This window comes from Paenibacillus oralis, assembly GCF_003863965.1.
Classification (GTDB): domain Bacteria; phylum Bacillota; class Bacilli; order Paenibacillales; family Paenibacillaceae; genus Fontibacillus; species Fontibacillus oralis.
Genome location: NZ_RRCN01000001.1, coordinates 3,992,843 through 4,004,967 on the forward strand (window position 1 = coordinate 3,992,843; position 12,125 = coordinate 4,004,967).

At 45.4% G+C, this 12,125-nt stretch carries 8 protein-coding genes; 7 read left to right on the top strand and 1 reads right to left on the bottom strand.

Going from position 1 to position 12,125, the window contains the following annotated elements; translation table 11 throughout:
- Positions 1 to 150 precede the first annotated feature (150 nt).
- The 3 genes from EHV15_RS17920 to EHV15_RS17930 are packed head-to-tail and all read left to right on the top strand — an operon-like array spanning position 151 to position 3,224.
- Complete coding sequence (locus EHV15_RS17920) at positions 151 to 1,191, top strand: TIM barrel protein (RefSeq protein WP_128632398.1); 1,041 nt, start codon at positions 151 to 153, stop codon at positions 1,189 to 1,191.
- Positions 1,192 to 1,216: 25 nt separating this feature from the next.
- Positions 1,217 to 2,347 (top strand): carbohydrate kinase family protein, encoded by a 1,131-nt coding sequence (locus EHV15_RS17925; RefSeq protein ID WP_128632399.1) that lies wholly within the window; start codon positions 1,217 to 1,219, stop codon positions 2,345 to 2,347.
- Between the two features lie 19 nt (positions 2,348 to 2,366).
- Complete coding sequence (locus EHV15_RS17930) at positions 2,367 to 3,224, top strand: class II fructose-bisphosphate aldolase (protein ID WP_128632400.1); 858 nt, start codon at positions 2,367 to 2,369, stop codon at positions 3,222 to 3,224.
- Between the two features lie 49 nt (positions 3,225 to 3,273).
- Here the strand turns inward: EHV15_RS17930 and EHV15_RS17935 are convergent, their stop codons facing one another.
- On the bottom strand, positions 3,274 to 4,251 hold the full coding sequence (locus EHV15_RS17935; protein ID WP_128632401.1) for an AraC family transcriptional regulator: 978 nt from the start codon (positions 4,249 to 4,251) through the stop codon (positions 3,274 to 3,276).
- 404 nt (positions 4,252 to 4,655) lie between these two features.
- Here EHV15_RS17935 and EHV15_RS17945 point away from each other — a divergent pair, with 404 nt between their 5' ends.
- The 4 genes from EHV15_RS17945 (at position 4,656) to EHV15_RS17960 (ending at position 12,108) form a co-directional block, all read left to right on the top strand.
- The gene (locus tag EHV15_RS17945) at positions 4,656 to 6,413 is read left to right on the top strand and encodes a sensor histidine kinase (protein WP_128632402.1); all 1,758 of its coding nucleotides are present in this window, start codon (positions 4,656 to 4,658) and stop codon (positions 6,411 to 6,413) included.
- Complete coding sequence (locus EHV15_RS17950; RefSeq protein WP_128632403.1) at positions 6,410 to 8,029, top strand: response regulator transcription factor; 1,620 nt, start codon at positions 6,410 to 6,412, stop codon at positions 8,027 to 8,029. The genes EHV15_RS17945 and EHV15_RS17950 overlap by 4 nt, the downstream gene beginning before the upstream one ends.
- 73 nt (positions 8,030 to 8,102) lie before the next feature.
- Positions 8,103 to 9,650, top strand: coding sequence for an ABC transporter substrate-binding protein (locus EHV15_RS17955; RefSeq protein ID WP_128632404.1), 1,548 nt, complete (start codon positions 8,103 to 8,105; stop codon positions 9,648 to 9,650).
- Positions 9,651 to 9,852: 202 nt separating this feature from the next.
- Positions 9,853 to 12,108 (top strand): glycoside hydrolase family 3 C-terminal domain-containing protein, encoded by a 2,256-nt coding sequence (locus tag EHV15_RS17960; RefSeq protein WP_128632405.1) that lies wholly within the window; start codon positions 9,853 to 9,855, stop codon positions 12,106 to 12,108.
- The last annotated feature ends 17 nt before the right edge of the window (positions 12,109 to 12,125 follow it).

The window sequence follows — 12,125 nt, forward strand, 5'->3', positions numbered from 1 at the left end:
ATGTAAGCGAGTGGCAAGGGTGCCAGCATTGTGATTAGATCGATTAGCAAAACTGTAGGTGAAAAAACGAAAACTAGTGCATGTTTCGAATCTGAAGATCAACTACATTAAATGAGAAATAAATTTGTCTTTTATAAGGAGATGCATAAAATGACGATGTTTAAATTCTCTGTTGGTCCTTGGAATATTCATGATGGAGCGGACACGTACGGACCAGCAACACGGACGGAAATCCATTTTGAAGAAAAAATCAAAACCTTTGCCGAAATGGGTTTCAGCGCCATCCAATTCCATGATGATGATGCTGTGCCGAGTCTGAATGATTTGACGGAAGAAGAAATCAAAGCGGAAGCCAGAAAAGTTAAATCGCTCCTGGACAAATACAACTTGGTTGCCGAATTTGTTGCACCGAGATTGTGGATGGATCCGCATACGGTGGATGGGGGCTTCATGTCCGGATCTGAAGAAGATAGAGAATTTGCACTGTGGAGATCCTACCGTTCTATTGATATTGCTAACGAACTGGGCTGTGACAAAATTGTACTGTGGCTTGCCAGAGAAGGAACCCTTTGTGCCGAAAGCAAAAGCCCGGTTACCGCAACGAAGCAATTAATTGATGCCATCAATAAAATGCTGCAATATGATGCCAATATCAAAATATTGATTGAGCCGAAGCCCAATGAACCGATTGACCGCAGTATTTGTGGAACGATGGGCCACGTCCTTGCGGTATCTGCGGCAACCTTTGACCCTTCGCGGGTTGGCGGTTTACTTGAGTCGGCGCACGCAACATTGGCAGGCCTTGATCCGTCCCACGAGATTGGATTTGCTTTGGCAATGAATAAGCTGTGGGGCGTTCATCTTAATGACCAGAATGGGCTGAAATTCGATCAAGACAAAAGCTTCGGGGTAGAAAACCTCCGTCAGGCTTTCAATCAGATTAAAGTGCTGGTAGAAAACAATTATGGTTCCAATGGGGAATATGTCGGCTTGGACGTTAAAGCCATGAGAACTACGAAAGATCAAGACCGTTACAAGCATTTAACGAATAGTTTGAACATCGTTAAATCGCTGGAAGAAAAGGTGAAAAGGTTTGATTATGAGTTTCAGAAGCAATGTGTGGCTAACAGGGATTTTGAAGAATTGGAAATGTATGTGATGAACCTGCTGATGGGAACCGATCAAAAGTAATGCTTTCCCTAAAGGAGGTACAAGGATGTTGGGAAACAAGAAAAAAATAGTAGTAGCCGGACATATTTGTCTGGACATTACTCCGAAATTTCCGGCGGACACCAATCCAAACCTTAGTGAAATTCTGTTGCCTGGGAAATTGGTCCAAATGCGGGATGCCGACGTTCATACCGGCGGGGTCGTTGCCAATACAGGGCTAGCCCTGAACTTTTTCGGTGCGAATGTCAGTTTAATCGGTAAGATAGGACAAGATGAATTTGGAAGGTTGATCCTTGATATTTTAAGCAGCCATTTGGATACGCGAAATATGGTTGTAACGAAGGATTCAAACACGTCTTATTCCATTGTATTGTCCCCTCCGGGTATGGATCGGCTCTTTCTTCATAGTCCAGGGACCAATGATACGTTCACTTTTGAAGATTTGTCCATGACGGCCATCGAGGGAGCGGATTTGTTCCATTTCGGTTACCCGCCCTTAATGAGGCGGATGTACGAAAATGATGGCGAACAGCTAATCCGGATGTTCAGAACCGTAAAAAGTTTGGGGATCACTACATCTCTTGATATGGCGGCGGTGGACCCTCAATCTGAAGCAGGTACTGCCGATTGGGAAACGATACTTCGCCGCGTGTTGCCCTATGTTGATATTTTTGTGCCGAGCGTCGAAGAGCTTTGCTTCATGATTGACCGAGAGAGATACCGCGATTGGCAACAGCGGGCTGGCGGAAGAAATATTATCGAAATATTGTCCATCACCGAGGATGTTAAACCTTTGGCTGACAAGCTGCTGGATATGGGAGCACAGGTGTTGTTATTGAAATGCGGCTCCCTGGGATTGTATTACCGCGCAGCAAGACAAGATATTTTCATCCAATTCTCCATTCCGGATTTGTGCGCTCTCGAGTGGGCAGAACTGGAGAGATTTGAAGAAAGTTATGTCCCGGATCGGGTCGTATCGGCAACGGGAGCAGGGGACACGAGTATTGCTGCTTTCCTCTTTGCCATGCTCCATGGATATTCGCTCAAACAAAGTCTTCAGTTGGCTGCAGCGGCGGGAGCCTCCTGTGTAACCGCATTTGATCCGTTAAGTGGTCTAATCACCATAGAAGAGCTCCAGAAGAAGATAGACAACGGCTGGGAGAAACAGAAAGTCTGAAATGGAAGGGGTTAGGAATATGTTGGTCAATATGAATGAGGTTTTGCTGCCGGCTCAAAAAGGAAAGTATGGCGTCGGTATGTTTAATGCCGTTAATCTGGAGATGGCAAGAGGCATCATTGCAGCGGCAGAAAAGGCGAATTCTCCGGTTATTATGGGAACGGCAGAGGTCTTTTTCTCCTACTGTCCTCTGGAGGAAGCGGCGTACTATTTGATTCCGATGGCCAAGAAGGCCAAAGTACCGGTTGTCATCCATTTAGACCACGGGATGACCGAAGAAGCATGTGTACAGGCATTGGAACTTGGATTTACATCCATCATGTATGATTGTTCTTTGGAATCGTATGATGTCAATGTCCGAAAAGTGAAGGAGATGGCCAAATTAGCTCATTCCTTCGGTGCCACCGTTGAAGGGGAACTAGGCCATGTAGGTGACAACGAGGGTTCTTACGAAGGTGAACACGGAATGGAAGATCCGTCGGCATTTTTTACGGATCCTGAAGTAGCAAAGGATTTCGTGCATCAAACCGGGATAGATGCTCTCGCAATTGCTGTGGGAACCGCACACGGCGCTTACAAACGTCCTCCGAAGCTTGATTTTGACAGAATTGAGACGATTTCAAAAACCACATCCGTTCCGTTGGTTCTTCATGGAGGTTCTGGATTAAGCGATTCGGATTTTCAACAAGCCATTTATTCAGGAATCAGCAAAGTAAATGTATTTACGGAGATCAACACAGCTGCTGTTGAAGCCATGTTCAGGCAGTTTACCTCGTTCAACAAAGGAATGATCGATTTGATTCCGGCGACGGTCGAATCCATCAAAGAAAAAGTATTGGAAAAGATGGAGGTATTCGGTTCTTGCAATAGAGCTTGACGTTTTGAGGGGCCTATCTCTAAGATAAATGGAGAGGGGCCCTTTTGAATTATTCACTGAACAAGGGGTTTGGAATATCTCGCAGAACGGGAAGATGATCAAGACGAAGCTTACGTATAACATCAAGCGTATCTTGCTCGGAATAATAGTTTTCGATCGTATGCAACGAACTTTTCATCCTGACCGCTTTGCTGTCATTCGAAAGCTTTTTCTTGTATTCAGCCGGCGTACAGCCAACATTGTCAAGAAAAGCTTTATGTAAATATCTGTAATCGGAAAACCCGCATTCCAAACAGACATCAAGAAGTTTCATATCTTGGGTCAAAAGCTTCTTTGCATGGCTGAACCGAAGGTTATTTACGTAATCTTGGAAGGATTGATTCAAATTCTCTTTAATAAATTGTGAGAGATACGTCATCGAAAGTCCTTCGATCTTTGCAATGTCGGATAGCCGGATTTTATGCGTATAGTGCTCATCCACATAATTCAATATCCGGGTCAACCGTTCGACCTTAAGCTTATTTTTATTTTTTTCATCGTCGCTAATTTCATGGTAGGGAAGTTTGTTTAAAAGGATGCCAAATAACAAGTTCAGCATACTCAAACAGGAGAACTCGAAGCCTTTTGGTCGTGCGAAGTATTGGTATGCCATTTCAATGATCAGTGACGTTATATATTTATACGAATCTCCGGTTATATGTTGTTCTAACCTCGCAGAATCAAAAACCAGATTCGATATCCCACGAAAATAGCTTTTGCAAAAGTTAGGGGAAACCTGCAGGCATAATAAGGTCGATTTGCTTTCTGAGGTTCGAATTTCATGTGGCTGGTTGGAATTTAATAATATTGATGAACCGCCATCCAACTCATAGACTTGTTGTTTAGAGAAAATAGACAGTTTGCCTTCAAGCACGAGATCGATCTCCAGTTCCCGATGCAAATGGGAAGTGCGATAATCCATATCCACCAAGAAAATATTTAAATATTTGATACTTGGGTGATCTATAATCTCGAATTCTCTTTTCATAAGCTCCTCTTCTCCTCAGTTCCTCTTATCCTCGCGGTATATAAATAACTATAGCAGTTGCGGAAATTTTAAGCGACCATCTCTATGAACAAGGGTATCACTTAGTCGTCAAACTGCTATTCAAAATGTCTTCATAAAGCGGCTCGAATAGACGGGGCAAGTGAATATCGGATCTTTTGGCCAATCGTGGCGCCTCTTTCGGCTCCAATCGTGGCGACGTTCGGTCTCTTTATATCCATCATGTATTGGAATGATTGGATGAACGGCATGATCTATCTTACGAAACCTGAACCCTTCAGTTTGCAGAATTTGATGAACCGTATCTTGGGCTCTTTCTATACGTTATTGAGGCATTGTAAGATAGGCTTAGTGATAAGATAAGATTTGTGGAGCGTGATGATCTAATGAGAAGCTACGTACGTTTTTGGCCGTTAAACTCAATCCGATTCATACAGCCGGCGAGTGTGTTATGCCTTACGCTCCCGCTTATCGCGATGCTGCTCTATAACAATTTCTACGCAGTTAACGTTGTACGCGAACAAGTAGCCGAATCGTACAGAAAGTCGCTATCGTTATATATGGGCCAAATCGACTCGCAACTGAACGATATCGAAGCCTATATCATTGCGACAGCTTATAACATGGATCTGCAGTCCTTGTCTACGCCTATTAATGAAGATGAATATTATTTTGCAAAATTTTATTTGAAACAGAAGATAAATAATGATATCGCGCTGTATAGAAATGTAAACGGTTTTTTTGTTTACGAAGGCAATCGTCATGATTATATGGACATGGTGAATAAAGGTTTTGTTTCCAATGAAGAGTCTAGCGCTATTCAAGATTACATGACAAAATTCATTGATCAACATCGGCAAACCGGGCAAGCTGTCGACAGGTTGTGGCAGCATTATGAAATTAATCAAAAGCATTATTTAATTGATATCATCCATGCCGGAGACGCCTATCTGGGAGCTTGGGTCAGCACGGATCGTTTGATCGAACAATTAAATTCGCTTGATATTAGCGATCGCGGGGGGATCTTGCTCACGAATGAACAAGGTAAGCCGGTATCGGATTCAAATCTAATGCAAGAAAATGGACAATTATTATTACAAAGTGATTTATATTCGAGTTATTTGTCAAATGAAGGGCAGAAATACCTTGTTGTCAGCTCAAATGCGAAACAGGGCGCCTACAGCTTAGTAGCACTTATTCCTGATGAATACATTTTGGCGAGTCTCCCTGATTTAAGGAAATTGACGTTGTTCATCGCTTTAGTAGCGGTCATCCTTATTCCGTTTGGTATACTTTTTATGAGAAGGACCTTCTTGGTCCCTTTAAATAAAATTTTGGTCGCGATGAAGACCGTGCGAAGGGGGGACTGGGGGGTCCGAGTTGTTCAAAGAAAGGCTGCAGAAGAATTTAACTTGCTAGCGGACTCCTTTAACGCGATGATGACTGAGATCCAGACTCTTCGCATAAATGTGTTTGAAGAACAGTTGGATAAACAGAAAGAGGAACTGCGGAGACTCCAACTGCAAATTAATCCGCACTTCTTCTTGAATTCATTGAATATCGTGTACAATTTGGCGATTGTTAAGAATCATGATCTGATCATGCAAATGACCTTATCTTTGATCAAGTATTTCCGGTATCTGTTTCGAAGCAATACTTCGTTTGTTGTCCTTCAGAATGAGTTGGAACATACGCGAAATTATTTGCAAATCCAAGACTTGCGCTTTCCGAAGCAACTTACATGGAGTATTAACGCTCCGAACTTTTTATTGGAAACCCCCGTCCCACCGCTCATGATTCAAACCTTTGTCGAAAACGCGATCAAGCATGCCGTTACATTGGATGAACCGATCGATATTATGGTGAATATCGACCTACAAGAAAGCGATGGCGGATCTAAACTAATAATTGTTATTTCCGATAACGGGATCGGCTTTAACGAGGAAGTGCTTGTGCAGCTTCAGTCGGGCAGAAGTGTGGAAAATGAACATGGGGAGCGTACCGGCATTTGGAATGTTCATCGGCGTCTGCGGCTGCTTTATGGAGATACAGCAACGATAGAATATAGTAATGATAAGGAAACCGGCGGGGCTGTAATTAAAATTCTCTTGCCAACCGAGCCGGAGATGGAGGGACTCAAGTGACCTATCAAATATTGCTCGTTGATGACGAAATCGTGGCGATCGAAGGGATTCAGGCGATTTTGGACCTTGCCAAGCTAAACGTAAGCCGTCTTTTTACAGCATTGAACATCCGGCAGGCGAAGGAAGTTTTCGAGTCGGAATCCATAGATATTTTGTTGTGTGATATTGAAATGCCTCAAGGCAACGGATTAAAATTGTTGGCTTGGGTGCGTGAACATCATCCGTACACCGCGACCATCTTTCTCACCAGCCATGCTGATTTTAAATATGCCAAAGAAGCATTGCGCCTAGGGAGCCTTGATTATTTATTGAAACCGGTCTTGGCCGGCGAATTGGAGGCGGCGATTCATAAGGCACGGGAAATTATCGAACAACATGATGAAAGTCATCGGAACAGGCAATCGCACCGGTTATGGATGAAGCATCATTCGCTTATCATCGAACGCTTCTGGTTAGATCTGATCAATGGCAACACTCCAGGCAACAAGGCCGCCGTGCGTGGGCAGATGGAACACGACCAGATCCCTTTAACGGATGAATCCATCGTGCTGCCTGTACTCATTTCCGTTAAAAGCTGGAATCAACATCTGCAGCATAGGGACGAGAAAATTTTGGAGTATGCGTTGAAGAAAACAGCCGCAGAGATGATGATGGACAACCAAGCGTACGGGATCGTGCTTCAGCTAGAGCGTGAACAGTTGCTTGCCCTATATATTTCCGAGGGTCAGAAAAAGTGGGACTATGAACAGTTGCATGACGTATGCCGCAAATATATTGATTTTTGCAGCCGGCATTTCTATTGCGTCTTAACCTGCTATGTCGCTTCTCCGGTTGAAGTGCACCGGATTGCGGATAAAGTAGCCTTTCTCAAGGCACAAAATCGTGACAATGTCGCATTCGTCAATCAAGTATTCGGGGAAGAGGGCCCCTTTGCAGACAAGGAATCTATCATTTTACCGGACCTATCGATTTGGTTGTCTTACTTGAAGAAAGGTACGAAAGAGGACGTCATCCTGGCGGTAGAGAACTTTCTTAATCGTCTTGTCAAGCAACGCCTCTTGGACGCAAATGTTCTCCATCAAATTCATCAGGATTTTATGCAGGCATTATATCTGTTTTTGAATCACAATGAAATCCAGGCCCATCAATTGTTTGGGGATGAAGAGTCACGGCGATTAACCGGAATGGCAGGACGTTCTGTCAAGGACATGATCGATTGGGTTACCCATGCATTGGGAAAGGCGCTGCATCAAGCGGAGGTCGTTAAGCAATCCGATTCCGTTGTGCAGATCATCAAGCGCTATGTGGCAACCCACATTGATCAAGAGCTGTCACGCGATATTTTGGCTGAGCAGGTGTTCTTGAACCCGGACCATCTGACGAGAATATTTAAGAAAGAAACCGGATACTCCATATCCGAGTATGTGATCATGGAAAGACTCAAGTTGGCGAAAGAGCTATTGGCTCAAACCGATATCCCGATTGGAGCGGTTGCTGCCGCCGTTGGCATTTCCAATTTCTCGTATTTCACGAAGCTCTTCAAGAAGTACACCCATTACGGACCATCGGAATATAGAAGTCAGCATGTCGTGAAAGTGTCAAGGCCAAAGTTATGAAAGTACAAGCAAAGTTGCAGTAGAATTGTTACGATAAAGGTGCTTAAAAATAACGGTTCTGGGGGAAGTGAATGTGGGGAATAAAATGAGGCTTGGCCCAATTAATCTTGCTGTTCTTCTCGTCCTGTCGATCGTTGCCGGCTGTTCCAGCAATAATGCTTCGGGCGATGACGCCTCGAATTCACATGCGCCTAACAGAAACTTGGGCAGTAGTAATGAAGCTAGCGGAAGCTCATTGGAGCTGTATGATTTAACGATGGTCTTTCCTGTTTTCGGAAACGTTCCGGAGGATGTGGAGAAGGTTCAAGAGGCCGTTAATAAAATCACGCAGGCCAAAATCAACACGACCGTAACGCTTGAACCAATAAATGTCGGAAACTATATTCAACAGCTGAATTTGAAATATTCCAGTGGAGAAAAACTGGACGTTGCCTTCATTTATGGTCAACTTTTCCACCCTTTCGCGGCACAAGGGAAGTTTCAGGAACTTAGCGAGTCTCTGCAGGAGAATGGACAAGGGGTTATTGATGCTGTAGGTCAGAAATACGTAGATGTCCCAATGGTTGACGGCAAGCTTTACGGCGTGCCTACCGGACCCGTCGCGGGAGCAGGTGTGGGTTACTTTATGCGTAAGGATATTGTTGATAAGTATCAGCTTAACACCTCCTCGATCCAAACCTTCAGCGACATTGAGAAAGTTCTTCAAATCGTAAAACAAAATGAACCGAGTCTGATCCCGTTGGCATCTTCTGGAAATCCCAACCCTGTAAGCGCTTATATTGATTACGATCCGATCGGTGACTTTGGAGCTTTGTTGTTTGATAGTGAGGAATTAAAAATAGAAAACCTCTTCGCCACACAAAATTATGCGAATCGATTAAATATCGTTCGAAAATGGTTCCAAGCAGGTTATATCAATAAAGATGCAGCCACTACCAATGCCATGCCATGGGATATGGTTAAGGCGGGGACGGCGTTCAGTTACATTTCTAGAACCAGTTCGGTTAGTAAAGAAGAAGTGTTAACCATGGCGGGGCATGAGATGGTTATCGTTGAGTTGCTGCCTCCTTACGTTACAACCAATATGCTTATGACGGGGCTTTGGACGATTTCCCAGCAAGCGGAAGATCCAGCGCGAGCGATGATGTTCTTGAACCTGCTGTATACGGATAAAGAGCTTGTGAACGCTTTAATTTATGGGGTTGAAGGCGAACACTATGTGAAGGTATCCGATGACATGATTGATTATCCGCCAGGTACGAGCGCTGACACGGTGGGCTATAATTTGAAAGACATTAATTATATGATGGGAGACGGTAGACTGCTTTATTTGACGAAGAGCGACAACTCGGAAAAATGGGAAATTGCTCAGCAATGGGCGGATAAATCCATTGAGTCGAGGACGCTGGGGTTCACTTTAAATACGGAGCCTGTCAAGAATGAAGTAGTTGCTCTTAACAATGTATTGAATCAATACCAAACCCTCTTGGAAACCGGTTCTGTAGACCCTGCAAAAGAACTGCCGAAATTCCTTGCTAAACTGAAATCGGCCGGAATCGATAAATACATTACGGAAGCACAGAAACAGCTTACGGAATGGACGGTAACACAAAATAAATAAGGGCCTTCTTAGTACCACTTTGCCGTATATGGCAGGCGGTATTTTTTGTATGCGTATCGTGAAACAAGTCGTCAAAGTACAAATCCGATTGTCGTCATAGTGTTAGTACAACGGAAATGAGACGTCTATACTAAGGTTGTCATTGAATTTTAGGATCGGTCCCTTTGGAATAGACGTCTCGATCGCGAAATGGAGGGCGAATATGGAAAGAAACATTAAAGCATTAATGGCTCGACTGTCGTTGGAAGAGAAGGCAGCTCTTTGTTCCGGTGTTGGAGCATGGCATACGAAAGCGTTGCCGGAGCATGGTATTCCAGCAATTATGATGACGGACGGACCGCATGGTCTTCGGAAGCAGAACGGTGTGCAGGACCACATGGGCTTGAATGATAGTGTTCCAGCGACATGTTTCCCTACCGCAGCAGGGCTAGCCAGCTCTTGGAACCGGGAGCTTGTAGAGCAGGTGGGAATCGCGCTTGGAGAGGAGTGCCAGGCGGAGGGGGTGGGAATCATCCTCGGACCGGGAGCCAATATCAAGCGATCGCCGCTGTGCGGCAGGAACTTCGAATATTTCTCGGAGGACACTTACTTGTCTTCGGAGTTGGCCACGAAGCATATCCAAGGGGTTCAAAGCCAGGGAGTGGGAACGTCCCTCAAGCATTTTGCCGTGAATAATCAAGAGACGCGCCGCTTTAATATTAACGTCATGCTCGATGAGAGAACCTTCAGGGAGATCTATCTGGCCAGCTTCGAAGGCGCGGTTGTGAATGCCGGGCCTTGGACGATCATGTCGGCCTACAATAAAATTAACGGCGTGTTCTGCTCGGAGAACAAGAGGCTGCTGACGGATATCCTTAGGAACGAATGGGGCTTTGAAGGTCTCGTTGTGTCCGACTGGGGTGCGGTGAGTGAGCGGGAGGCTGCGCTGGAGGCAGGTTTAGATCTTGAGATGCCGGACAGCAACGGAGTCGGAAGCTGCAAAGTTATGGAAGCTGTGCAACAAGGGTCCATTGGCTTAGACACGCTGGATACGGCTGTGGAACGAATCCTGACCGTTATCTTCCGGGCGGTGGATTCACAAAAGGAAAATGCAACCTATGATCAAGAAGCTCATCATCAATTGGCAAGAGCAGCAGCAGCGGAGAGTATGGTCCTCCTAAAGAATGAGAATGCCGTGCTTCCTCTGGAGAACAAGGGAACGATCGCGGTTCTGGGCACCTTCGCGAAAAAACCTCGGTATCAGGGGGCTGGCAGCTCCCGGGTTCAGCCTACAAAGCTGGATATCCCTTATGAGGAGATCCAAAAGGTTGCCAGGGATACTGAGCTGCTATACGCAGAAGGATATTCCCTGGAGAAGGATGAACCCAACGAAGCGATGATCGAGGTAGCGAAGGCGGTCGCGAGCCAGGCAGATGCGGCGATTTTGTTTGTCGGCTTGCCTGAGGAGTGCGATGCCGAAGGTGTTGACAGAAAGCACCTACGGCTTCCCGACAACCAAAATGCGTTGATCGAAGCTGTATCCACCGTTCAAGATAAGATCATTCTCGTCTTGTTGAATGGTTCCGCGGTAGAGATGCCCTGGATTAACAAGGTTCAGGCGGTGCTCGAAGCCTATCTGGGCGGGCAAGCGATGGCTGGCGCAGTAGCGGATTTACTATTTGGGGTTCGGAATCCGTCCGGCAAACTGGCGGAGACGTTCCCGGAGAAACTGAGCCATACCCCGTCCTTTATCAACTTCCCTGGAGAGAGGGAGCAAGTGGAATATCGGGAGGGGTTGTTCATAGGATACCGGTATTTTGACAAAGTGGATACGAAGCCGCTGTTCCCGTTTGGCCACGGTCTCTCCTACACCTCCTTTGCGTATTCCGACCTGCAAATCGATAAGTCGGAAATTACGGATGCGGAAGAACTGCAGGTAACCGTTAAAGTGAGAAATACCGGGCAAAGAGCAGGAAAAGAAATCGTGCAGCTCTACGTTAAGGATGTAGAGAGCAGTGTGCTCAGACCGGTTAAGGAATTAAAAGGATTCGAAAAAGTGGAGCTGGAGCCCGGTGAAGAGAAGCGGGTTGCTTTTAGACTAGGGAAACGCGCATTTGCTTATTATCATGTCGACTTACAAGACTGGTATGTGGAAAGTGGGGATTTCGAGATTCTCATCGGAAAGTCCTCAGAGGACATTGTGCTGAGCCATACCGTTGTGGTCCATTCAACCACCAAAGTACGCAAGAAGTTTACATTGGATTCGACACTCGGCGATATCCGTGCAGAACCTGCCGGGGCCGGGCTTGTAAACAAGATTTTAATGGGGATGGGCTTCGGCAGTTCTAGAACCGATGCGCCATTGGGCATGGACATGGACGCTCTCTTGAACAGCCTTAAATTACGGATCGTAGAAAGTCATGGAGCGATTCCAAAGGAACAGCTGGAAGAACTCCTTGCAGCCTTGAACGAGTCATAAAAGGGATCAATTTAGGA

What these genes read in the sequence shown, in the direction of transcription:
- EHV15_RS17920 (WP_128632398.1), top strand. Translation starts at nt 151, where the DNA reads ATGACGATGTTTAAATTCTCTGTTGGTCCTTGGAATATTCATGATGGA.
- EHV15_RS17925 (WP_128632399.1), top strand. Translation starts at nt 1,217, where the DNA reads ATGTTGGGAAACAAGAAAAAAATAGTAGTAGCCGGACATATTTGTCTG.
- EHV15_RS17930 (WP_128632400.1), top strand. Translation starts at nt 2,367, where the DNA reads ATGTTGGTCAATATGAATGAGGTTTTGCTGCCGGCTCAAAAAGGAAAG.
- EHV15_RS17935 (WP_128632401.1), bottom strand. Translation starts at nt 4,251, where the DNA reads ATGAAAAGAGAATTCGAGATTATAGATCACCCAAGTATCAAATATTTA.
- EHV15_RS17945 (WP_128632402.1), top strand. Translation starts at nt 4,656, where the DNA reads ATGAGAAGCTACGTACGTTTTTGGCCGTTAAACTCAATCCGATTCATA.
- EHV15_RS17960 (WP_128632405.1), top strand. Translation starts at nt 9,853, where the DNA reads ATGGAAAGAAACATTAAAGCATTAATGGCTCGACTGTCGTTGGAAGAG.